At 32.4% G+C, this 22,960-nt stretch carries 21 protein-coding genes; 7 read left to right on the forward strand and 14 right to left on the reverse strand.

The features are described 5' to 3' along the window. Positions 1-18: 18 nt before the first annotated feature. The 4 genes from NMK29_RS14325 to NMK29_RS14340 all read right to left on the reverse strand — a co-directional run bounded on the left by NMK29_RS14325 (position 19) and on the right by NMK29_RS14340 (position 4,006). Positions 19-1,134, reverse strand: a complete 1,116-nt coding sequence (locus tag NMK29_RS14325; protein ID WP_108803573.1) for an imelysin family protein — start codon at positions 1,132-1,134, stop codon at positions 19-21. Between the two features lie 105 nt (positions 1,135-1,239). Beyond that, positions 1,240-2,466 (reverse strand): DUF4856 domain-containing protein, encoded by a 1,227-nt coding sequence (locus NMK29_RS14330; RefSeq protein WP_108803572.1) that lies wholly within the window; start codon positions 2,464-2,466, stop codon positions 1,240-1,242. Between the two features lie 197 nt (positions 2,467-2,663). Next, positions 2,664-3,122 (reverse strand): heme-binding domain-containing protein, encoded by a 459-nt coding sequence (locus NMK29_RS14335; RefSeq protein WP_108803571.1) that lies wholly within the window; start codon positions 3,120-3,122, stop codon positions 2,664-2,666. A gap of 17 nt (positions 3,123-3,139) precedes the next feature. Then, positions 3,140-4,006, reverse strand: coding sequence for a hydroxymethylglutaryl-CoA lyase (locus NMK29_RS14340; RefSeq protein ID WP_108803570.1), 867 nt, complete (start codon positions 4,004-4,006; stop codon positions 3,140-3,142). Between the two features lie 217 nt (positions 4,007-4,223). Between NMK29_RS14340 and NMK29_RS14345 the strand changes: the two genes are divergently transcribed. Then, on the forward strand, positions 4,224-4,457 hold the full coding sequence (locus tag NMK29_RS14345) for a hypothetical protein (protein WP_108803569.1): 234 nt from the start codon (positions 4,224-4,226) through the stop codon (positions 4,455-4,457). A gap of 55 nt (positions 4,458-4,512) precedes the next feature. Here NMK29_RS14345 and NMK29_RS14350 read toward each other — a convergent pair whose 3' ends face one another. Continuing rightward, positions 4,513-5,139 carry a LysE family translocator gene (locus NMK29_RS14350; RefSeq protein ID WP_108803568.1) on the reverse strand — a complete coding sequence of 209 codons (627 nt, stop codon included), beginning with the start codon at positions 5,137-5,139 and terminating at the stop codon, positions 4,513-4,515. A 161-nt stretch (positions 5,140-5,300) separates the two neighbouring features. Here NMK29_RS14350 and NMK29_RS14355 point away from each other — a divergent pair, with 161 nt between their 5' ends. Next, positions 5,301-6,212, forward strand: coding sequence for a spondin domain-containing protein (locus NMK29_RS14355; RefSeq protein ID WP_108803567.1), 912 nt, complete (start codon positions 5,301-5,303; stop codon positions 6,210-6,212). Between the two features lies 1 nt (position 6,213). Here NMK29_RS14355 and NMK29_RS14360 read toward each other — a convergent pair whose 3' ends face one another. The 5 genes from NMK29_RS14360 to NMK29_RS14380 all read right to left on the reverse strand — a co-directional run bounded on the left by NMK29_RS14360 (position 6,214) and on the right by NMK29_RS14380 (position 12,479). After that, positions 6,214-7,251, reverse strand: coding sequence for a quinone-dependent dihydroorotate dehydrogenase (locus tag NMK29_RS14360; RefSeq protein ID WP_108803566.1), 1,038 nt, complete (start codon positions 7,249-7,251; stop codon positions 6,214-6,216). An 84-nt stretch (positions 7,252-7,335) separates the two neighbouring features. Continuing rightward, complete coding sequence (locus NMK29_RS14365; RefSeq protein ID WP_108803565.1) at positions 7,336-9,534, reverse strand: PepSY domain-containing protein; 2,199 nt, start codon at positions 9,532-9,534, stop codon at positions 7,336-7,338. A 13-nt stretch (positions 9,535-9,547) separates the two neighbouring features. Then, positions 9,548-10,036, reverse strand: a complete 489-nt coding sequence (locus NMK29_RS14370; RefSeq protein ID WP_027392282.1) for a DUF2271 domain-containing protein — start codon at positions 10,034-10,036, stop codon at positions 9,548-9,550. Between the two features lie 27 nt (positions 10,037-10,063). Next, a complete protein-coding gene (locus NMK29_RS14375) occupies positions 10,064-11,566 on the reverse strand; it encodes an ankyrin repeat domain-containing protein (protein ID WP_108803564.1) in 1,503 nt (500 codons plus the stop codon). A gap of 1 nt (position 11,567) precedes the next feature. Then, positions 11,568-12,479, reverse strand: coding sequence for a DUF6607 family protein (locus NMK29_RS14380; RefSeq protein ID WP_108803563.1), 912 nt, complete (start codon positions 12,477-12,479; stop codon positions 11,568-11,570). A 117-nt stretch (positions 12,480-12,596) separates the two neighbouring features. On the opposite strand from NMK29_RS14380, the gene NMK29_RS14385 reads away from it, so the two are divergent. The 4 genes from NMK29_RS14385 (at position 12,597) to NMK29_RS14400 (ending at position 17,915) form a co-directional block, all read left to right on the forward strand. Next, positions 12,597-14,756, forward strand: a complete 2,160-nt coding sequence (locus tag NMK29_RS14385) for a TonB-dependent siderophore receptor (RefSeq protein ID WP_108803562.1) — start codon at positions 12,597-12,599, stop codon at positions 14,754-14,756. An 11-nt stretch (positions 14,757-14,767) separates the two neighbouring features. Beyond that, positions 14,768-15,514, forward strand: coding sequence for an HmuY family protein (locus NMK29_RS14390; RefSeq protein WP_108803561.1), 747 nt, complete (start codon positions 14,768-14,770; stop codon positions 15,512-15,514). 156 nt (positions 15,515-15,670) lie between these two features. Then, a complete protein-coding gene (gene pepT / locus NMK29_RS14395; protein WP_108803560.1) occupies positions 15,671-16,906 on the forward strand; it encodes a peptidase T in 1,236 nt (411 codons plus the stop codon). 130 nt (positions 16,907-17,036) lie between these two features. Beyond that, positions 17,037-17,915 carry a mechanosensitive ion channel family protein gene (locus NMK29_RS14400; protein WP_108803559.1) on the forward strand — a complete coding sequence of 293 codons (879 nt, stop codon included), beginning with the start codon at positions 17,037-17,039 and terminating at the stop codon, positions 17,913-17,915. Positions 17,916-17,989: 74 nt separating this feature from the next. Here the strand turns inward: NMK29_RS14400 and yajC are convergent, their stop codons facing one another. The 4 genes from yajC to NMK29_RS14420 all read right to left on the reverse strand — a co-directional run bounded on the left by yajC (position 17,990) and on the right by NMK29_RS14420 (position 20,993). After that, the gene (yajC, locus tag NMK29_RS14405) at positions 17,990-18,289 is read right to left on the reverse strand and encodes a preprotein translocase subunit YajC (protein ID WP_027392289.1); all 300 of its coding nucleotides are present in this window, start codon (positions 18,287-18,289) and stop codon (positions 17,990-17,992) included. 5 nt (positions 18,290-18,294) lie between these two features. Further along, positions 18,295-18,774 carry a DUF1573 domain-containing protein gene (locus tag NMK29_RS14410; RefSeq protein WP_027392290.1) on the reverse strand — a complete coding sequence of 160 codons (480 nt, stop codon included), beginning with the start codon at positions 18,772-18,774 and terminating at the stop codon, positions 18,295-18,297. Between the two features lie 49 nt (positions 18,775-18,823). Further along, complete coding sequence (gene nusB, locus NMK29_RS14415; protein WP_108803949.1) at positions 18,824-19,735, reverse strand: transcription antitermination factor NusB; 912 nt, start codon at positions 19,733-19,735, stop codon at positions 18,824-18,826. A 163-nt stretch (positions 19,736-19,898) separates the two neighbouring features. Beyond that, positions 19,899-20,993 (reverse strand): Glu/Leu/Phe/Val dehydrogenase, encoded by a 1,095-nt coding sequence (locus NMK29_RS14420; RefSeq protein WP_108803558.1) that lies wholly within the window; start codon positions 20,991-20,993, stop codon positions 19,899-19,901. A gap of 141 nt (positions 20,994-21,134) precedes the next feature. Between NMK29_RS14420 and NMK29_RS14425 the strand changes: the two genes are divergently transcribed. After that, positions 21,135-22,892, forward strand: a complete 1,758-nt coding sequence (locus NMK29_RS14425; RefSeq protein WP_108803557.1) for an ABC transporter ATP-binding protein — start codon at positions 21,135-21,137, stop codon at positions 22,890-22,892. The last annotated feature ends 68 nt before the right edge of the window (positions 22,893-22,960 follow it).

Genomic DNA, 22,960 nt, shown 5'->3' on the forward strand with positions numbered 1-22,960 from the left:
AAGAGAACGAGATTATATTTAATCTCCATCGGCATCTACAAAATCAATATTTACAGCTATAGCCTGAAGCATATCTACTTTTAGAAAAACAACATTCTTTTGCAGCTCATCATATGTATTAAGCATTAGACTATTATTTGTTCTCACTTGTTCAGAAAAATCTTCGTTCAGGTTAGTTGCTATTGTTCTAGCTGTATTAAACTGATTATTAATCAGGCTACTTAAATCTTCCTCATCTTTAATTGTATTAAGAAAATCTAAGTATGTCTTTAAACTCTGACCTGTGGTACTACTACTAAAATTCTTTCCATTAAAGAAATCTTGTAATGCATCAAGATTCGCGTTAAAAAGTGTTTTTGACAAATCTCCTTTATAAATCGCTTCTACTCTGTCATCTAAAGGAGTTCCAGAAAATACACCTGCAGGAATACCTATTTTACCTGCACGTAAGTGTTTTTCATAATGAAATATAAAATCATTCACTAATTTGTCTAATGAACTTGTTGCGGATGAACCATTATTATTTACAAAAGAATCTCTAAAAGTATCTGTCCAGTCATTCAACACCTCTGATGTCATATCATCCATTCTGGTAACAAGATCAATAAGATAATTTTTATAATTTGTACCAGTAGTGACATCTGTATAGAAACCAACGATAGCATCATCAGAATCAGAAAGACCATTAATTAAATAATCTAATGAACCAAAACCTTGTTCATCTTGTTGAGAAACCGAAGTAAGATCATAAGTTCCTGAAGATATATTTGCTTCTATATTTGCAGCACTAACAGGATATACATTCATAAAATTTCTAAAAGAAATCTCTTCTGCCTTCCCTATTTCAAACATGCTAACAGATTGCCAAGAGATAAATGCAGTAGACCAAGCTTGTCTTAGAGTTGCCAAATTAGACTCATTCGTTGTACTTACAAAATCCGATGCAGCTACTTTTAACGCAGCCATATCAGTAGAAAAATTTTGATACGCTGGAATTACAATATTATCTGCTACATTTTCTAACAGTGCTTTTCTATCAAAATTATCTGTTGTTTCTCCACTATCATCGCTAGATGAACAGGCAGCCAGAATAAGAACTAAAACAACCACTGTCAAAAACCCAAACTTCTTCATCTTATTTTTATTTATTCTTAATAAATTTTTGCAAATGTAAAAAAAGAGGAGGGATTATTATAAAGTCCTTCCTCTTTTTTATCATTTTTATATTTTGTTTAATTTTTAGCTTCCAGCCTGTGCTACGGTAAAATCAAACTTAGATGCGATAGTTTCTGACATTGCATCTAATGTTTCTGGTGTTACATCCCATAAACCATTTGTTCCTCCCATAAGATCATCTATCAAGCTTTGCACCTCTGTTCTAGTGAAATAAGGAGCAGTACTATCAGAATTTCTAGTAAACTGCAAACTATAAACAAATCCAAATCCTTCAGAAAGATCGTGAAACGCACTTGCATAATCTACAGTACCAGCCTCTAATGATGCTTTTCCTTGTTGTAAATAATAAACGGCTCTTATTGCAATAACTTGCGAGATCTTTTCTCTAAGAATTGCAGCTTGCTCGTCACGTACAGTGTAGTTTTTAGCAACAATAGCAGCTCTACCAAGCTTAAATGCATCATAAATATCATCAGCAATTCCTGTGAAATCAGCATCATCTTCTACTCTACCAACATATTTATTAAGAAAACTATCATCATCACCAATAGTAGCATTAGGATTCGCTGGATCTACAGATGCACCGTAAACATATCCATAAGCTTCATCCCATTTATGCTCCATAGTAGTATATGTACTACCATCAGCAACTACACCATTATCATTGTTTGCTACATTATCAGCCTCGTCAAGAACAGCTGTACCTAGGTAATTATTTAATGCTTGATCCGTCATTAAAGCACCGATCAAACTTTTAGCAAAAGCCTGATTATACTCTAATCCTTTAGCATTTATATATCTATTAGATCCACCTCCAGCTTCCTGAAGAACTCCTGCGTTACCAGCTGTAGCAGTTATCGCCCAGTTAGGAAAAACCTCATCAACCTGACCATTAATCCAAGCATCAAAATCAGCTTTTATTGCTGCAGCTTCTGTAGCGTTAGAAGAAAAATAATCTCTTGATGCTGCAGTTTTGTTTCTTACACTTTTATCCGAAGCGTTTAAATCTGCATCTTCAAAATCATCTGCATTTTCTTGATGATCAAACATTGCATCTATAATAGCTTCTGTACTTGTGTTATCAAGAAATTGACTAATAACTACCTCTGCCATTGCTATTCTGGTAGTTTGCCCACTAAAACTTACAGTACTTTCTCCTTCACGTAAAAACTCATATGTCGCAGGCGCTTCTACTTGCACGATTGGAGTTGCATCATCATCAGAAGAACAAGAACCTAAAACGATAGTTCCTGATATACATACAATTTTGAATACACTTTTAATTTTCATTGCTTTTTATTTAGACTTATTACAAATAATTAATAAAGTGCAAATATATTCAACCAAATATATCTGGCAAATTTTATTTATACTAAATCTAAATAAATTTAAATTTTTAACAATTAGATAAAAAAAACTAATAATTTTAAACGATTATTTAATCGTTTTATTCATAAACCAGTTTTCCAAATTGTTTAATGCTGTAGCTAATTTGTAGTGTATTTTTTTCTAAGCTCTCTTGTCCAATTAATTAGAACTTCCATTTCTTCTTTTTCTAAATCACCGTGGATCCAAGTATATGACGAAAGTGGCATTTCTCCTTCTTCTACCTCTTCTATCAACTCATCTAACTTATGGTCTTTTTTCTTATCAGAATATCCTTCCCAATCAGAAACATTAAAATGTTCTTTTCCTTCTTCTACATGATCTGCTAACCAATAAGAAACTGGCGCTATTTCTGCATACCAAGGGTATACGGTTTGATTACTATGACAATCATAACAATTACTTTTTAATATTTCCTTTATCTCCTCTGTTGGCTTTGTATCATTTTCAAAATAAGCTACCGATTCATATCCTGACTCGTTCTTATCTGGTCTAACAAATTGCATAATTACTAATACTACTAACAATAACAGTCCTACTTTTTTTAATACGTTTTTCATTTTATTACTCTATCTATTTAATGGTATTTTGTAAATATCTTTGTTGCTTCATTATGAGAAGACTCAAAACTCATTGTTCTTACATTAGTATCTGCCTGTACAGTTGTAAAGTAAGAAAGCATCCTCTCCGTAGGCATATTACCCGTTAATTCATCTTTTGCCATTGGGCATCCTCCAAATCCTTGTATTGCTCCATCAAATCTTCTACAACCTGCTTTGTAGGCCGCATCTACTTTTTCATGCCAGGTTGTAGGCGTTGTATGTAAATGCGCCCCAAATTCTATATCAGGATATTTTGGAATCAAGTTGGCATATAAATACTCTATAATTTCTGGATTCGAAGTACCTACAGTATCAGAAAGTGATAAAATTTTCACTCCCATATTGCTTAACTTCTCTGTCCAATCACCCACAATCTCAACATTCCAAGGATCTCCATAAGGGTTTCCAAAACCCATGGATAAATATGCCACTACTTTTTTATTAGCTTTATCTGCGATGTTTAAAATTTCCTGTAAAGTCTCTACGGATTCTGCAATAGTCTTATGTGTATTACGCATCTGGAAATTTTCTGAAATCGAAAAAGGATATCCCAAATAATCAATCTCTTTATGCTGTACAGCATCATTAGCTCCACGAACATTAGCTATTATTGCCAATAGTTTACTTTCTGTAGTCGAAAGATCCAATTTTGATAAAACCTCTGCAGTATCTACCATCTGCGGAATTGCTTTTGGTGACACAAAACTACCAAAATCTATAGTATCAAAGCCACATCGCAATAACGATTGAATATATTGTACTTTTTTTTCAGTTGGAATAAAATCCTTAATGCCTTGCATAGCATCTCTTGGACATTCAATGATTTTTACTTTTTCGGCCATTTATCAACTTCTATCTAAAAGAAATTCAATTAAGAGTATAAAAATATGATTATTTTTCAGAAAACAGGATAAAAATTCCTATTCCAATAAAGACAATAATCTATATACATTTTAAAAAAGGTTTTTTTGATAGTAACATTTTACTTTTCGGGGAACATACTAATAGAGGTTCACTATTTGAATCAAAAAATAGTATTAATAATTTAAAAACAAAATCATGTTAAAAGATTTTTTAAAATTAGAAAACACCAAAGAAATTTCTAGAAAAGAGCAAAAAACTATTAATGGTGGAATTTCAGGAGATTCAATATGCTTTGGGATTGGAGTAACTTCAGCTCCAAATGACGAAGGGACTTCTCCTGCTTGCGTAAACAGGAATGGGAATTGTATCATAAATGGTTATAGAGCTGTATGTTCAGGTAATAGTCAAGGTGGTTTCTATTATTTATAAAATGAATGTGAAATAGAAAAAAGGTTGCTAGAAATAGCAACCTTTTGTAACTAATTTATTTTCTAGAAAAAAGGATAAAAATTCCTATTCCAATAAAGACAATTATTTGCATCCATTTTAAGAACTCTCCAATCCCAGAATTACTTTTAACAAAATCCGAAATATAACCAGCCATAATTGCTATCCCTCCAAAAACAAAAAAAGACACTACGATAAACAAAAAACCTAAAACATAAAACTGCGTTACATTACTTAACTCTTGACTAAATAAAAACCCAGGAAAAAAGGCTAAAAAGAATATAGAAACTTTAGGATTCAGTACATTCATTATAAAACCTTGCCTAAACAATTGCCCAACACTCTTTTTTTCAACTGAATCCTCAGAAAGCTGAATAGATCCTTTACTTCTCCATACTTTATATGCCAAAAAAAACAAATACAATGCTCCCATCAATTTTATTGCAAAAAATAACATTTCACTTTTTTGAATAATAACTGAAACTCCAAAGGCTACTAAGGTAGTGTGCACTAGACATCCTGACATCAATCCAGCCACAGTGGCAAGACCATATTTTTTCCCATTAACAATACTTTGCATCAACACATAAATATTATCAGGTCCTGGAGAGATTGATAAGGCCAACGTGGCAATTATAAACGTATATAAGATGTCAAAATTCATTCTTAATTTTTACGAGATTACATTTTATTGACAAATGCTTCAAAAATATGCATATCGTTTTAAAATTAATTACTAATAAATCATAATTAAAAATTAGGGTTCTTTATTAATTAACTGTTTAAAACATATAACACAAATCAAAATAACCAACAAACTCACAAATGAAAAAACTTATACTAAACTCTCTTATATTACTTTTGGTATTTACAACATATGGTCAAACTACGGCCACATATGATATTGTTTTTACAAGTAATTGGGCATCTCACGGAACTTTACCTGGTAACGCGCATTTTACAGAGCTAGTAGGTGCTACACATAACAATAACATTACTTTTTTAGAAATGGGTGGTTTTGCCACTCCTGGAATTGAAGACGTTGCTGAATTAGGTCTTTTCGGTGACTTCTCTAACGAAGTAAACACTGCAATCGCAGCAAATAATGCAGATCAATTTATAGAAGGTCCGAATTTATTCCCTACTTCTTCTAATCTAACAATTAAAATTAGTGATCTTACGATTAGTTCTGATTATCCACTAGTTAGTCTTGCCTCTATGATTGCTCCTAGTCCTGACTGGATGATTGCTGTAAACAGCATATCTCTGATAGACAATGGAGGACAATGGATCCCAGAGATCTCTATAGATCTTTTCCCATATGACGCTGGAACTGAAGAAGGAACTGGATATAGCCTTAGCAATAATGCTACTAACCCTCACGAAGCTATTGCTATGCTTTCACCATCAAATTCACCATTTAATTCCGATAAAATAGGCACTATAGTTTTTACCCAAAAACAACTTAACGTACAGGATTTTAATACACAAAAGAATGACATCACTATTTCACCAAATCCTAGTGATGGTAACATATCTATACACGCAAACCAATCATCGACGATAAAAGAAATTGAAGTTTACAATGTTTTAGGGAAACAAGTCAGACGTTACAATTTTAAACAAAGTAATAGTAATATTAATCTAAATTTAAGTAATCTAAACGCTGGAATTTATCTAGTGCGACTTCATACTAATTCAGGAACAACAGAAACTCAAAAAATAATTCTGAGATAGTTTACAATCCTTTTTGAACAACCATTTTATTGATATTTTTTATCAATTTTGGCCCTTCATAGATAAAACCAGTATAAATCTGAACTAAGCTTGCTCCTGCTTCTAATTTTTCAATTGCATCCGCAGCTGTATGAATACCTCCTACTCCAATTATAGGAAAAGCTTGGTTACTTTTTTCTGATAAATATTTTATCACTTTTGTACTTCTGCTCTTGATTGGTAGCCCACTTAATCCTCCATTACCAATATCTTCTAATCTTTTCTTAGAAGTCTGTAATCCTTCTCTATTAACAGAAGTATTACTAGCAATTACACCATCCAATTTTGTTATCTTAACTAGTTCTATTATTTCATCTAATTGAGTGTTGTTTAAATCGGGAGCTATTTTTAGTACAATTGGTTTTTGTGCCGAAAATGTAAGATTTGCTTTTTGAACAGTTCTAATTAACTCTTCTAAATATTCTTTGTCATTAAGTTTTGCATGACTCCCAACATTAGGACAACTAACATTTAGTACAAAATAATCAACATATGGGTGTAATGCATTAAAACAAGCTAAGTAATCTCTCGTATAATCCTCGGGAGCTGTATCTGTGTTCTTTCCAATATTACCACCTATTATGAGTTTACCTTTATTCTTTTTTAATTGAGTAATCGCTGATTCTAATCCTTCATTATTAAATCCCATTCTATTAATGATCCCAGAATCTTCTTTTAATCGAAATAACCGTTTTTTAGGATTACCTTCCTGAGCTTTCGGAGTAACCGTTCCGATTTCAATAAAACCAAACCCAAAATTAGCTAACTCGTTATACAATACTGCGTTTTTATCAAATCCAGCTGCTAATCCAACAGGGTTTTTAAATTTCAATCCAAAAACTTCTCTTTCTAATTTGGAGTTTTTGACTTGATATAAACTTCTAAAAACACCTGATACAAAAGGAAACTTTGATAGCGTTCTAATCATTTTGAAGGTAAAGTGATGTACACCTTCTGGATCATATTTAAATAATATTGGTCGAACTAGGGATTTATACATGTAACAGCTTCTTTTGGTTTGCAAAAATACGTGTTACAAAAATTTTACCATACAAATATTTAATTTTTATAATATTCATTAGATTCAATAACAATCCATTCTGATCTGTTTATTTTTTTGAAAGGTACTTAATGGAGTGTTTAATTTATTTTTAATTATGCTTTCCAAAACGTCAAGAACTTCGTCTTGCATATTGACAGAGCCACATATCATGATCAGGCCATCTTTCTGAAGAACATCCACTATCACGCTGTACTCTCTCTGTATAACATTTTGAACATATTCATTATTATCTTCTCTAGAATAAACCCCTTGAAAAGCGTACAATTGCTTTGTTAATCTACCTCGTTTTAGATAATCTTCATATATCTCTTTAGATTCTCGAGTTCTTCCACCCCAAAACAAATGAGTTTTAACATATTTATTCTCACCCGCAATCATTCCTAAAAAAGGAGCTATACCAGTACCATTTGCTATTAAAACTGCATTCTTTGTATTCGTAGGTAAATAAAATTTTTCATTACGTTTAATTCTACCTTTTAAGACATCTCCTTTATTTAATTGGCTTAAATATGAGGAACAAAGACCTAAATCATGCTTTTTAATACTTAATACAATACCTCCATCAACTTTTCCTATTGAATAAAGTCGTTCTATAGTATTTTGATCTGGGCGAATAGCTAATAAATCTCCGGATCTAAAATCAATAGAAGAATCTTTTGATTGCAACCGAAGTAAAAATGTATCATCAATATTCAATGGTGTTCTATCGATGACTTCAAAAACATCATATTCTTTATCAGCAAAATCTTTAAAAACTTCAATCTCTAATGTAAGCCCTTCATATACACTCCATTTTTGAATCCAATACCGAAAATCATCTGTTGATTTGTTATTTATTTTTTCTATCGGTAAACTAGCAGTAAATTTAGAATGTTCTCTAAACAATTCATCTACATCTTCTGCAAATTTGCAAAATTCAGGATATGCTAAAGATCCAAAACCTACTACAGAAAATCGAAGCTCATTAATAGGTTCTATACTATTGAACAACTGATTAAATTTTTTAGCATTTGTGGGAGCTTCTCCTTCACCATAAGTAGCAGTAATAACAATTATGTGTTGCGCTCTTTGATATGTTGTATATGAATTAAGTTCTGCTACAAAAACTGTTTTACCTACTGAAAATAGTGCTTTTCTTAGATAATTAGCAAACGTATACGTAGAGCCATTCTCTGATCCTACTAAAATTATATAATCGCTTGTATCCTTATCTCCTTTATTACATACCAGTTTACTCCCGTTACGACGCTTAATCGTCATATAAAAACCTGAATACATAAAAAACAAAATAACTATAGAGGTAACCAATAAAACAAAAGACCATAAAACATTGCCTTTACCTGTATGTAAGATGAGTGCGTAATATGTTGCTAATTTCACAAACGGGTATTCTTGCTCACTAAGTACATTGCCATTAAATTGATTTACAATAAGTTCTTTATTAATCAATTCTAATCTAAAGTAATCCTCTATATCATCAGAAAATGGAAATTCTATGTTCTTAACTTCGGCAAGAGATATCTTTTTAAAAACTGAAAAATCTGTGATTGCTATTATATCAGTATTCTGATCTCCTTGAAAATTAATTTGATGGGGAGATGTATATTTCGGCAGTAGAGAAAACTTTTCAATAGATAAATATACACCAGTCAATGCTACAATAAGAATTGGCACAAAAAACCACCTTCCTAAAACAACATGATAAAATTGATTTGCGTATTCTTTATTAACCTTTGAAAAAAGTTTTAAAACTCCTCCTTGTCGCTTAACAATAAGAATAATACCGGTAATCGCAATCACAACTAACAAGAAAGAAATAAGGCCAACAAAAAAACGCCCTAAACTTTTAAGAAATAAGGATCGATGGAGGTTCGTAGCAAACTTAAAAATTCCGGATTTACGTTTTGGTACACCTAACTTCTCTCCTGTTCTTGGGTTTATATAAATTCTTTCATCATTTCCCTCTTTCGTTACTACAGAAGCAATTACAAAATTTGTTTCATCTACAGTAATTGCAATAATATCATCATACTCTTCCCGTAACGCCGCAATAGTTTCAGAAATCGTTACCTCTTTAATGTTATCTACTACATATGGTTTTGCAATATCAGATATTGGCTCTAAGGCAAGAATTACTCCCGTTACTGAAGCAATAAATAAAAAAATAGCAGAAGATATAGCCAAAAGAAGATGGCTATATCTCCACAACGAAATAGTCATTATATTCTATATATTATTGAGGAAGCATTCTTATATATCTAATAAAACCCTTCCCTGCCACTTTAGACTTAATAGTTTCAGTAGTTAATTCAAACTCAACATCATCCTTATAATATTCTTGATCTTCTACAGCAGTTTCAAAACGAATTTTATATCCAGCATCAATTTTATCCTTAGGTATTTTAATAATACTTATAGTTCTTTCTCCTCCAGCTATGGTAGCACCAGAAATCGCATCTATATCTGGCCTCCTTTTTCCATAGAATTTCCACCACTCTGTAATATCACTATACCACTCACTATCTTTTCCTTGCACATATAAAGTCTGATCATACTCCCCATCTGGTTTCATAAGTGAAATTACCACATAGGCAGCTTCTCCTGTATAATTAACCATCTGAATCATACACTTAAGATTCTGAGTCTTCGTTTCATTAGTAAAAGAGACCAAAGTAAAAACAGCTAATGCTGTTAAGAATACTATTTTTAAAAGTGTTTTCATTTATTCAAATATTTTATTTCCAGCAATCTACTCTTGCAGAAAATCTAACTCAATGTTTTGTTTTTGTAATAATTCGTTTTCAGATGCTAAATCAAAAACGGTTTCATTAAAACTCGTTTGCATGTTTTTATCAGCTCCTTTCTCTAAAAGAAATTTTAACACATCAATACTCTTTGCCTTCATTGCAGCCAAATGTAGTGCTGTGTTACCTTCATCATTTTTACTATTTAATGGAATATTTAATTTCTCAATTTTTTCTAAAAGAGCTACATCATTTTCTTTTACTGCCAAATGCCATAATGTTTCTCCTTCTGCTTGATGTTCTGTAAAATCAACTCCTTTTTCTAATAGTAAAGTAATTTTTTGATCGAACTCTTCTGAAGTTTTTTTATCGTATGACTCCAAAGCATAATATGCTAGTGAATTCCCTTCTGTATCCTTTAGCAATGGATTTGCTCCATTATTTAGTAATAAATTAACAACGTCAATATTATTTCTTCCAACGGCTTTCATCAATGGCGTTACACCAATTTTATTAGACTGATCAATATCTTTTACGTATTTAATCAAATATTTAATCGCCTTTAAATCATTTCTAGAAACGGCATTTGAAAAAGGAGTATCACCTTTACTATTTGCTTGATTAATATCTACCCCTTTTTTTATAAAATAATCGAATATATCTTGTTCCTTATTCTTAAAAGCTAATGCATGCAACGAATTTACTCCATCAGTTGTTACTACACCTGGGCGAATACCTACATTTTCTAAGTATTGATAAAGCTCTAAATTATTAGCACTATTCCGAGTTCCTTGACTAGCAAATATAAAAGCATTTCCTCCTTTACCATTCAACGTTTTATAAGCCACACCTTTTTTAATAAGCAACTCTAAGATCTTTGTATTACCTTTTTTAGATGCGTAATTAAAGATTCCATTCCCGTGATCATCCTGACTTTGTATATCAATACCTTTATTAACGAAATAAGTGATCAAAGCTTCATCTTCCAGAAATGGTGCAACAAGTAATAGTGGATTGGCACCATCGTTATTTTTTTCTGCCATCGGATTAGCACCATTTTCTATACAGAAATCATATAATTTAGTGTTTTTTTGACCAGTAACAGCTGCAAAATTTAATAATGAATATCCATGACTATCAATAATATCTGTTCTCGCTCCTTTTTCAAGTAAGAATTCCATCATCTCAAGATTATCCCGATAAATTGCCCAAAAAATATAGGTTCTGCCATCGTGAGTTTTCTTATTAACATCATTCCCTTTCTTGGTTAATAGATATTCTATAGTAGAATTATCCACTTTTTCTAAAAGTGCAAATGAAATAGCATCAAAAGCAAACCTATTTAATGCTGTTGGATCATTGCCAGCAACTATATCCTTATCTATTTGATCAATACTAGGATTAGATTTCCAGTATGCTCTGTCTAAAAAAACATTTTCTTGGGCTTGCATTTCTGTACAGATCAGCACAAAAACAACAACCAACCACATATTATGTATGTTTTTCATATTATTGTTTTTTTACAAATGATTCTATGATAGAATTAATGTCTGCTTCGACTGTATAATCTTCTGTAAAAAGATGTTTGTATAGTGCTTTGTTTTTTACTTTCTGCTCTAATGACAAATCTTTATTTCTAGCAAAAACTTCATCCCATTTACCACGTACCATCGCCCATTTATCACTATGTTCTTTCCACCAATTAGCAGCTACTTCACAACGCTTATCATCCACACGCTTATAGACATTATATCCTTTTTCTTTTGCAATGATCACATCTTCTTTACCCGTTTCTCTTATGACTTTATCATTATCTTGATCATGCACCCATCCCGTTTTTGTGATTTCATGACGATTCCCTCTAATAGTAACATTATAATCACTTCTGGTAGTATATTCTCTTCTTGGTAGTGGTGCTGGTGTTGTGTTTTCCCAAAAACTCTTTCCATCAACATGAACCCAACTAGCTGAACCTTCATAACGAGGACTATCATCTACTTGAAAAACCTTTTGTGACCATTGTCCAGATACTTCGCTTTCTGGCTTTTGCACATATTTCCAATTATTATCTCCATCATAGAGGTAAAAATTTAGATTTTCATATTCCCAATCTTGTCTCCAATGTTTTACAATATGTGGATCAGTAGGATTACCAACTTGTAAAATATGTTGAATAGATATTTTATCCTTTTCATCAACAATTAACTGCGCCCATTCTAATCCTTTCGATATTTTATTTTTAGAAGGCTTGTATAAAGAATCATTCGTATAATTAAATGTCTCTGCAAAGTTAAAAGTGACTTCATAGCAACCGCACATTGACTTTATAGCGGTAAGATCATTTTCTTTTTTGTCTGTTTGCCCCATAACTAAACTTGACATAAATAGTGACGAAACAATTGCTAACTGACTAATTTTCATTTTAATAATTATTAAAAAGTTTAAAATATAAAAAATTAACTACCCTTATTTAGACTGAATTAAAATAAGATTATATATTTGCCAAAATTAATCATTATTTTTAATTAATCTAAATTAATGAATAAATTCATTGTTTTTATATTATTATTAAGTAGTACTATCTATTGTCAAACAAAAGTTTCCCCTAAGGAAAATGATTCTTTAAAAACGGAAAAATTAGAAGAGGTAATTCTTACTGCAACAAGAACAGAACGACAACTATCTTCTATTCCCCTTCCGGTTACTTTAATCTCCGGAAACACCATAAAACGATCAGGAAGTGTTCGAATCGATGACATTTTAGCAGAACAGACTGGGCTTATTCTTGCTACCGACGAAAGCGGTTTTGAAGGCATCCAGATACAAGGAATAGATTCTGACTACACTTTAATTCTCATGGATGGTGTTCCTTTAGTAGGAAGAAGTTCGGGAAACTTTGATCTTAGTCGACTTACTGTAGGTAATATCAAACAAATTGAAGTTGTAAAGGGTCCTACAAGCAGTCTTTATGGATCCGAAGCGTTAGCAGGTGTTATTAATATCATCACAGAAAAACCAAAAAACGAAAAACTTAAAGGACAGGCTTCTTATCGTATTGGATCATTTACCGCCCAAGATATGAACTTATCATTTCAACAAAAGAAAGGAAAAGTAAGATATGCTTTATTCGGAAATCGTTTTTCTAGAGATCGATATACCTTAAATCCTGATAACAGTGAGCGTTCGATAACGGTTAACCCTATTGAAAACTATACGGTTAATGGTAGATTCTATTATGATGTGAACGAAAAATTAAAACTAAGTGCTTCTGGGAGATACTTTAATCAATTACAAAATTCTGGCTTCACTTTCACAGACACTAATGAAGATGGACAAGAAATCACAGTAAATGCGCAAGGAGAAGCAGTAGAAAAAGATTTAAATGCTCTATTAAAATTAGATCAAAAATGGTCAGAAAAATTTAATACTACTTATGAATTTTACTACACAAATTACATTGCAGAAGATATCAGTAGAAATACCGAAACTAATGATATCGTATTCAATAATTTGTTTGATCAAAAATTATTTAGAGGCGAAATACGTGCTAACAACATTATCAAAAATACTGGAACCATAACCACCGGTGCTGGTTATCAATATGATTTTCTAGATCGTACTTTATTTGAAAACGAAGTTAGTTTTAACTCACAGTATATATATGGGCAATTCGACTTGAATCCTTTAGAAAATCTTAATATTATCATTGGAGCTAGATTCGACAACCATTCTGAATACAATAACCAAGTAAGTCCAAAATTTGCATTTAACTATAAAATCACTGATCAACTCTCGATTAAAGGATCTACGGGATATGGATTTAAAGCTCCTGATTTCCGACAATTATACCTAAACTTCACGAATCCTTCTGTAGGTTATTCTGTTTTAGGTTACCAAACAGTACCAAGAGAATTACAACTTTTATTTGATCAAGGTCAGTTAGCATTAGGAGAAAATTTAACTCCAGCTCAAGGACAAGCCAGAGTGGATGAACTTATCCAAGCATTTGATAGAGATCTTAAAGCAGAAAGTTCTATTGGATACAACATTGGAATTAACTATAGACAATCCAAAAAACTTATTCTGGATATTAATTTCTTCAGAAACGATTTTAGAAACCTTATAGACACCTTCGTACTGGCAAGAAAAACTAATGGCCAAAATGTATTCAGCTACCAAAATTTTGACGAAATATACACAGAAGGAATAGAGTTTAGCGCAACCTACAACATTTTTGACAATTTAGAAATTAGCGGCGGTTACCAGCTTTTATATGCCTTTAATAAAGATATTAAAGAACAAGTAGAAAATGGAGAACTATTCGTACGAGACGAAAACTTAACATCCATTGTACTTTCAGAAGAAGATCATTACGGTTTTTTTAATAGATCAAGACATAATGGAAATCTAAAAGTGTTTTGGGATATCCCACAATGGAAATTAAACGTAAATGCTCGTGCCATCTATCGAAGTAAATATGGGTTAGGTGACACCAATGGAAATGGAACATTCGATGCATTTGACGATGATGCTGTTGTAGTTGATGGATTTGCCACTCTAAACATAGCAGCAAGCAAAAAACTGTTCAAAAATTTTGAAGTACAAGCAGGTGCGGATAATGTACTTAATTATCAAAACATCAATATCCCCGGTAACCCAGGAACCAGAGGATACATAAGAGTTAATTACCAATTTTAATATTTATAAAAATGAAAAGAGGATTTTATTTATTACTAACGTTTAGTCTTATCATAGCTTCATGTAGCAGTGATGATGATTCATGTGCAGAAACTGTCTTTTTCGAAGATGCGGATGGAGATGGACTAGGTAACGCAGAGACATCACAACTTGCGTGTACAGCGCCAGACGGGTTTGTTTCAAACTCGGATGATAATGATGACACACAAGCTCTTGCTAATCTTGTATCCGAAACAACCAACAATTTACCAGCGCCTCAAGAAGGTGGACAAGGCCAGCCAATTTCTGGTGAGTTTACACTATTTGACTTAGACACAGGAGAAATTACAACAGATGCAAACGATTGGGATATTGCTTTTAGAGCGACAACAATTATTGTTAACGGAGGTGTCTCTCAAGGAACCACTGATGAACCCAGCAGAACCGGAAACGCCGCAGCTTATATAGCTACTGGAACAATGTCGGATATCACTTCTGTAGATACTAGCCTATTTGTACAAGATGCAACAGATGCACTTGCTATACCATCTGGAAGTGACGAAGGTTGGTACAACTATTCTGGATCTCCATTATTCCTAATTACTCCTTTACCAGGAAAAATCTTAGTAATACGTACTTCAGAAGGAAAATACGCCAAAATAGAGATTCTTAGTTATTATAAAGATGCTCCAACTAGTCCTGATGCACTTGTTAATGAAAGTAGATTTTTTACATTCAATTATGTATACCAACCTAATAACAACATTACGACATTTTAAATTCTTAATTAATATTTACAACTTATTACCCCTAGAAGCAATAATCGTATCGCTTCTTTTGCAGAAAACCTTGCTTGGCAAGGTTTTCTTATTTTTTAAAAACAACATATTATAATAATACCGTATTTTTGAAATCTTCTGAAAAAAAATGTTACTATGATTCCGAAAAAACATATTATTGATCGATTTATTAGTTATGTAACTATAGACACAGAAAGTGACCCTAATAGTGATACTACTCCTAGTTCGGAAAAACAATGGGATCTAGCTAATAAATTGGTAGAAGAGTTAAAATCGATAGGGTTACAAGAGGTAACAATTGATGAAAATGCATACATCATGGCAACCTTACCCTCTAATGTAAATCATGAAGTACCTACCATAGGTTTTATTTCGCATTTTGATACTACTCCGGATTTTACAGGAGCAAATGTAAATCCTCAAATTATAGAGACCTATGACGGAAAAGATATCGTTCTTAACGAAGAAGAAAATATCGTATTATCTCCTGATTATTTCGAGGATCTAAAACTATACAAAGGACAAACATTAATTACCACTGACGGAACTACACTTTTAGGAGCTGATGATAAGGCTGGTATCGCAGAAATTATCTCTGCTATGGAATATCTAGTACAACATCCAGAAATCAAACACGGTACAATACGTGTTGGATTTACTCCTGATGAAGAAATAGGTAGAGGAGCGCATAAATTTGATGTCTCAACATTTGGAGCAGAATGGGCATACACCATGGATGGAAGTCAAATTGGAGAATTAGAATATGAAAATTTTAATGCTGCAGGTGCAGTGGTTACTATAAAAGGAAAAATTGTGCATCCTGGATATGCTAAAGGAAAAATGATCAATAGTATGTATATCGCACAGGATTTCATTAATTCTTTACCTCGATTAGAAACTCCAGAACATACCAGTGATCGTGAAGGTTTCTTTCATTTATATTCTATGAATGGAGAAGTTGAAGAAACTAAACTTCAATACATTATCAGAGATCATGATAAAAAACATTTTGAAGCTCGTAAAGAGATGATGGCAAAATTGGGAGATGAACTAAATAAACAATACGGAAAAGATGTGGTTCATGTAGTGATCAACGATCAGTATTACAACATGAAAGAAAAAGTGGAACCTGTAATGCATATTGTAGATATTGCTGAAGAAGCAATGAAAGAGTTAGGCATTACCCCACTCATAAAACCAATCCGTGGCGGAACGGATGGATCACAATTGAGTTATATGGGATTACCATGTCCTAATATATTTGCTGGCGGACATAATTTTCACGGAAGATATGAATATGTTCCTGTAGAAAGTATGATTAAAGCTGTAGAAGTGATTATAAAGATCGCCGAACTTACCGCAAAAAGGTAATTCGCAATTCATCGAGATTTAATAACTTTTAACGATTTTACATTTTTTTCTTATCTAAGAATAAAAACAATGTACCCACTATAGTAGTAGATTTATGTGATAACTATTTAATCACTTTAAAACATAAATCATGCAAACTACAGACAAGGTCGTAGATACTGCCGTATCTGCGACTACAGAAACAGGAGGTGCAATAATGAGCTCTCTAGGCGGTTTTTTCAATTCTATACAAGAAGGTGTTGGTCAATATGGACTCAAAATTGTTGGAGGAATTGTTGCATTAATTATAGGACTTTGGATTGTAAAAATGATCATGAAAGCTATAAAAAAAGCTTTTGATAAAAGCAAAGTAGACAGCACCTTAAAACCATTCTTAGTCACCTTAGTAAATTTCTTATTAAAAATATTATTATTTATTTCTATAGCAGGTATTGTAGGTATACCAACCGCTACATTTGCAGCGTTATTGGCAGCAGTTGGTTTAGCTATCGGAGGTGCTTTTAATGGATCTTTAGGTCATATGGCAGCTGGAGTAATGCTACTTGTCTTTAGACCATTTAAAGTAGGTGATCTTATCGAAACGGGAGGTAAACTTGGTTTTGTAAAAGAAATCTCGGTCTTCGTTACGATTTTAGAAACTTTTCAGAATAAAACGGAAATTATTCCGAATGGAGCTATCACTGCCGGTACAATTACAAATTTAACAACCATAGGTAACCTAAGGGTAGATATGCCTTTTGGAATCCAATATGGCACAGACATCGAAAAAGCAAAACAAATTGTGATGGATGTTATGAAAGGCGACAAAAATGTAATGGAAAATCCAGCTCCTAGAGTAGCAGTAAATAATTTAGGTGCAAATGGTGTAGAATTATTAGCATTACCTTATTCTACCTGTGATGACTATTGGGATGTATACTGGGATACTAGACAAAGAATTGTAGAAGCTTTAGGTACCGCTGGATATGCAGCTCCTCTACCACAACGAATTGTTACCATGAAATCTTAATCAACCTTTACTTATATATTACACAAAAAAAGCGCCGTATTAAATACGGCGCTTTTTTTTAATAAGAGCATATGTTATTTTTTCTTTTCAGCGGGTGGTGCATTTAATTTCTGGCTCATTTCTAAAGAAATAGCAGATTTATCAAATGTTAATTTACCAGCTCCTGTTTCTATAACAACTGCATTATTTTTTTCACTGAAGTCAAAGACTTTTCCGTGAAGACCACTTTTAGTAACTACACGATCTCCTTTTTTAAGCTCTTCAGCAAATTTCTTCTCCTTTTTTGCCTTTTGCATTTGCGGACGTATCATAAAAAAATACATCACTACAAATATCAAAAGTATAAAAGGTAATTGTCCTCCAAATCCTTCCATAAATATTACTCGCTAACTGGAGTTCCGCTTACTGGTTTAGCTTTTGGAGTTACCATTGCCTTAATCTTAAGGATTTCTTTTCCTGCTTCAGTATTAGCAGTAATAGTAACTTGCTTGTTTTGAGCGTTTGGCTTACCGTTAGAGTTAAACTTTACTAACATTGATCCTGTAGCTCCAGGAGCAACTGGCTCTTTTGTCCACTCAGGAACAGTACAACCACAACTTCCTTTTGCGTTTACAATTACTAAAGGTGCTTTACCTGTATTAGTAAATGTAAATGTATGCTCTACTACATCACCTTCATTGATTGTTCCAAAATCGTGCTCAGTTTCAGAAAAGCTCATTACAGGAAAATCTGTGTTTTTTGCATCACGATCTGCAGCATCTGCTACATTTTCTTCTTTAACTTTTTCTGCTGCATTATCTTTACAAGACATAAATGTCAAAGCAAAAACACCAGCTAAAATTAAGATTCCTTTTTTCATTACTTGGGTTTTTAATTAATTGAGGGTTAAAAATACTATTTTTTTTGAACTACATAAGTCCGCGGCCAACTTTATTTAATTTACCGCTCTCTTGATATTCTTTAGATATTTTATCCAGAATTCCATTGATAAAGATACTACTCTTTGGGGTACTATATTCCTTAGCAATCTCTAAATATTCGTTAATTGTTACTTTTACTGGTATTGACGGAAATTTTTGGAACTCGCAAATTGCCATTTTAATGACCGCTTTATCCAACTCTGCAATTCGATCTTTATCCCAATTTGGGGTCTTCCCCTCTATTTCTTTTGCAAATTCTACTCCGTTTAACGCTGTTTTCCTAAAAATATCTTTTGCGAATTTTTTATCATCTGCATCTTTATATAGTTTAGGTAACGCCATATGCTCATCATGATTTTGCTTTACCTTTCTAAGCATTTTTATAATCCCCGTATTAATAAGAGGCAAATCATCTATCCAAGTAAGCTTCTTATCTTCAATATACTCATATAACTTATCATTAGGAGCTATAATTTCTTTGAAAACATCTAGGATAAAATCTTTATCTTCTTTAAAAGAACTCATCTTAGTATCCATATAATCTGAATACAACTCACTAGTACTAATCTCTTTCCAAAGAATTTTAACGTACTCATCATCTAGATCCCAACAATTCATTTTCTTGTGATCCATAGCTTCCTTAAGCTCTGTATTCTTTTCTAATAACAAAAGAACTTCGTTATTAATAAATTTTTGATTTGGATTTTTTTCTTCTGAAGTTGCTAAATACTTTTTCTGACTCTTTTCTAAAAAATCAACAGCATGCTTTCTTATTTCCACCAAAAGCTGAAGATTTATAAGAAACAAATCATACATCTGATCAATACTAAATAGCAGGAATTTTTCTTCTTTATCTAGATTATCACTTTTCGTCTGCTCTAGCGCGTAGAGGGACTGCATTACTTTAACTCGAATATGTCTTCTGGTTAACATAAGAAATTACAAAGAACATTAATAAAATGGGCGAAAGTGAGTCTCACTTTCGCCCTGCAAAAATACTATTATTTTTAATCTACCAATTCTAAAATTCACTTTTTATACAGTAAATTTTAGATTCTTTTGGCTATTGATTTTTTTTAGCTGCAATTCTTTCATCTGCTATACTAACAGCAGCAGCATTCGTTGTCATACCTGTTGCCTTTGCCTTATTTAAAATATCCAATGTCGTATTGTAAATATTTTCAGTTTTTTTCATGATCTGATCTCTACCGTATCCTTCTATTTCTGCATAAACATTAATAATACCTCCTGCGTTAATTAAAAAATCTGGAGCATAAACAATTCCTTTTTCTTGTAATAATGGACCATGTATATTTTCTGAAGCCAATTGATTATTTGCTGCTCCAGCAATTACTTTCACTTTTAATTTATTAATAGTCTCATCATTAATTGTTGCTCCTAACGCACAAGGTGCATAAATATCAGCAGTTTCAGAATATAAGTCTTCTCCTTTATATATTTCTACTCCATATTTACCGCTTACTTCTTCAAGTCTTTCTTGATTGATATCCGTGATAATTACATTAGCTCCTTCTTCTGCTGTTAAACGCACAAGCTCTTCTCCTACATGACCAATACCCTGAACTAGTATTTTCTTACCTTCTAAATTATCAGTCCCATAAGAAAACTTAGCCGAGGCTTTCATCCCCATATAGACACCATAAGCGGTAACGGGAGATGGATTTCCGGCACCTCCTTTTGATTCAGAAATTCCAGTTACATAAGGTGTCACCTCTCGTACAGTATCCATATCAGACGTTTCCATACCAACATCTTCTGCGGTATAGTATTTTCCACCTAGTGTATGCACAAACTCTCCAAAACGTCTCATAAGAGCCGGAGTCTTCATTACTTTTGGATCCCCTATAATCACAGCCTTTCCTCCACCAAGATTTAATCCTGTAATAGCTGCTTTGTAGGTCATACCTCTTGACAATCTTAATACATCATTAAGTGCGTCCCATTCTGTTTGATAATTATACATTCTAGTTCCTCCAAGAGCTGGTCCTAAAATTGTGTTATGCACCCCAATTATTGCCTTTAATCCTGTATCTTTGTCTTGACAAAAAACAACTTGTTCGTGATCGTTAAAAGACAATTGCCCAAACACAGGAGCTTGTTTTTTTAATTGATTCGCAGTAAGCACTTCGGTTATCATTTTTCAGAAATTTTAAAATGTTATAATTATATTATAGTCAAAATTGAAGCGCTAAAATACGGTATTTTTACGAATTTAAAATTTTTTGTTGTTAAACTTTAAGAATTTGTTAATAATTGAGTTTCTAAAAATCAATACTTTATGCGTGCATTACGCCATCTAAACAAGTACTTCCTAAAATATAAATATCGTCTCCTTATTGGACTAGTAATTACTATAATTGCTAGAATTTTTGCAGTTGCAGTTCCTAAATTTGTTGGGGATTCGGTAGATATAGTAGAACAATATATCAATAATAGTATTACTAATATAGAAGATGTAAAAACGGGATTGATCACCAATATACTCTTGATTTTTGGATCTGTTCTGATCGCTGCTTTTTTTACTTTTTTAATGCGACAAACGTTTATTGTAGTATCTCGATTTATCGAGTTTGATTTAAAAAATGAAGTTTTCCAACATTACCAAATATTATCACTTAACTTCTATAAAAAAAATAGAACTGGTGATTTAATGAGTCGTATTAGCGAAGATGTATCCAAAGTAAGAATGTATGTTGGTCCTGCAATCATGTACAGCGTTAACACCATTACATTGTTTGTTGTTGTTATTGGTTATATGATTAGTATTGCTCCACAATTAACTTTATATACCGTAGCACCACTACCTATTTTATCCATTTCTATTTACAAATTAAGTGTTGCTATACACAAAAGAAGTACAATTGTTCAACAATTTTTAGCTAAACTAACTACATTTACACAAGAGTCTTTTAGTGGTATTTCTGTCATCAAAGCCTACGGAATAGAATCTCAAACGTTATCAAACTTTACAGATTTATCAAACACCAATAAGGAAAAAAACATAGATCTCGTAAAAGTTCAAGCACTATTTTTCCCTCTAATGGTTTTACTTATTGGTGTTAGTAATATCATGGTAATCTATATTGGAGGAAAACAATATATTGATGGAACTATCCAAGATCTTGGTGTAATAGTAGAGTTTATTATTTTTGTTAACATGCTAACCTGGCCAGTAGCCACCGTAGGTTGGGTAACATCTATTATACAACAAGCAGAAGCTTCGCAAGTAAGGATTAATGAATTTCTTAGTCAAGAACCGGAAATAACAAACAGTGTCACCGAGCAAACACCTATAACAGGAAATATAGCTTTTGACAATGTATCTTTTACCTACGACGACACCAATATTACTGCCTTAAAAAAGGTTAGTTTTGAAATTAACTCTGGTCAAACCATTGCAATAATTGGAAAGACAGGATCAGGAAAATCAACAATTCTTGATTTATTAGGGAGATTATATGATGTTTCTGATGGAGAAATTAAAGTTGATGGAAAACCTATAAGAAAATTAAATTTAGTAAATCTTAGAGAATCCATTGGGTACGTACCGCAAGATGCTTTCTTATTTAGTGACTCTATAAGGAATAATATAAAATTTGGTAAAACTGATGCTACCGAAACTGAAGTAGTTCAAGCTGCCAAAAATTCTGCTGTACACAAAAACATTGAAGGATTTAGTAAAGGATACGATACTGTTTTAGGAGAACGAGGAATTACTTTATCAGGTGGACAAAAACAACGTGTTTCGATTGCCAGAGCAATTATTAAAGATCCGTCTATCCTTCTTTTTGACGACTGTTTATCTGCCGTTGACACAGAGACAGAAGAAGAAATACTCAATAATCTCAATAGAATTTCCAAAAACAAGACCACTTTTATAGTAAGTCACCGAGTTTCTACAGCCAGAAACGCGGATAAAATCATTGTTTTAGATGAAGGCGAAATCATCCAACAAGGCACTCATAATCAACTGTTAGACGTTGATGGATATTATAAAGAACTATATTTAAAACAGCTCAGCGAAAAAGAAATTTGATATTTTGTTGTACGATTAACAATTTTTTTAGATTTTTGATTCCATCGTAACAGACTAATTAATTAAGA

The organism is Aquimarina sp. Aq107 (assembly GCF_943733665.1).
In the GTDB taxonomy this organism is placed as follows: Bacteria; Bacteroidota; Bacteroidia; order Flavobacteriales; family Flavobacteriaceae; genus Aquimarina.

Coding starts and splice junctions, on each gene's coding strand:
- NMK29_RS14325 (WP_108803573.1), bottom strand. CDS start 1,134: ATGAAGAAGTTTGGGTTTTTGACAGTGGTTGTTTTAGTTCTTATTCTG.
- NMK29_RS14330 (WP_108803572.1), bottom strand. CDS start 2,466: ATGAAAATTAAAAGTGTATTCAAAATTGTATGTATATCAGGAACTATC.
- NMK29_RS14335 (WP_108803571.1), bottom strand. CDS start 3,122: ATGAAAAACGTATTAAAAAAAGTAGGACTGTTATTGTTAGTAGTATTA.
- NMK29_RS14340 (WP_108803570.1), bottom strand. CDS start 4,006: ATGGCCGAAAAAGTAAAAATCATTGAATGTCCAAGAGATGCTATGCAA.
- NMK29_RS14345 (WP_108803569.1), top strand. CDS start 4,224: ATGTTAAAAGATTTTTTAAAATTAGAAAACACCAAAGAAATTTCTAGA.
- NMK29_RS14350 (WP_108803568.1), bottom strand. CDS start 5,139: ATGAATTTTGACATCTTATATACGTTTATAATTGCCACGTTGGCCTTA.
- NMK29_RS14355 (WP_108803567.1), top strand. CDS start 5,301: ATGAAAAAACTTATACTAAACTCTCTTATATTACTTTTGGTATTTACA.
- NMK29_RS14360 (WP_108803566.1), bottom strand. CDS start 7,251: ATGTATAAATCCCTAGTTCGACCAATATTATTTAAATATGATCCAGAA.
- NMK29_RS14365 (WP_108803565.1), bottom strand. CDS start 9,534: ATGACTATTTCGTTGTGGAGATATAGCCATCTTCTTTTGGCTATATCT.
- NMK29_RS14370 (WP_027392282.1), bottom strand. CDS start 10,036: ATGAAAACACTTTTAAAAATAGTATTCTTAACAGCATTAGCTGTTTTT.
- NMK29_RS14375 (WP_108803564.1), bottom strand. CDS start 11,566: ATGAAAAACATACATAATATGTGGTTGGTTGTTGTTTTTGTGCTGATC.
- NMK29_RS14380 (WP_108803563.1), bottom strand. CDS start 12,479: ATGAAAATTAGTCAGTTAGCAATTGTTTCGTCACTATTTATGTCAAGT.
- NMK29_RS14385 (WP_108803562.1), top strand. CDS start 12,597: ATGAATAAATTCATTGTTTTTATATTATTATTAAGTAGTACTATCTAT.
- NMK29_RS14390 (WP_108803561.1), top strand. CDS start 14,768: ATGAAAAGAGGATTTTATTTATTACTAACGTTTAGTCTTATCATAGCT.
- pepT (WP_108803560.1), top strand. CDS start 15,671: ATGATTCCGAAAAAACATATTATTGATCGATTTATTAGTTATGTAACT.
- NMK29_RS14400 (WP_108803559.1), top strand. CDS start 17,037: ATGCAAACTACAGACAAGGTCGTAGATACTGCCGTATCTGCGACTACA.
- yajC (WP_027392289.1), bottom strand. CDS start 18,289: ATGGAAGGATTTGGAGGACAATTACCTTTTATACTTTTGATATTTGTA.
- NMK29_RS14410 (WP_027392290.1), bottom strand. CDS start 18,774: ATGAAAAAAGGAATCTTAATTTTAGCTGGTGTTTTTGCTTTGACATTT.
- nusB (WP_108803949.1), bottom strand. CDS start 19,735: ATGCAGTCCCTCTACGCGCTAGAGCAGACGAAAAGTGATAATCTAGAT.
- NMK29_RS14420 (WP_108803558.1), bottom strand. CDS start 20,993: ATGATAACCGAAGTGCTTACTGCGAATCAATTAAAAAAACAAGCTCCT.
- NMK29_RS14425 (WP_108803557.1), top strand. CDS start 21,135: ATGCGTGCATTACGCCATCTAAACAAGTACTTCCTAAAATATAAATAT.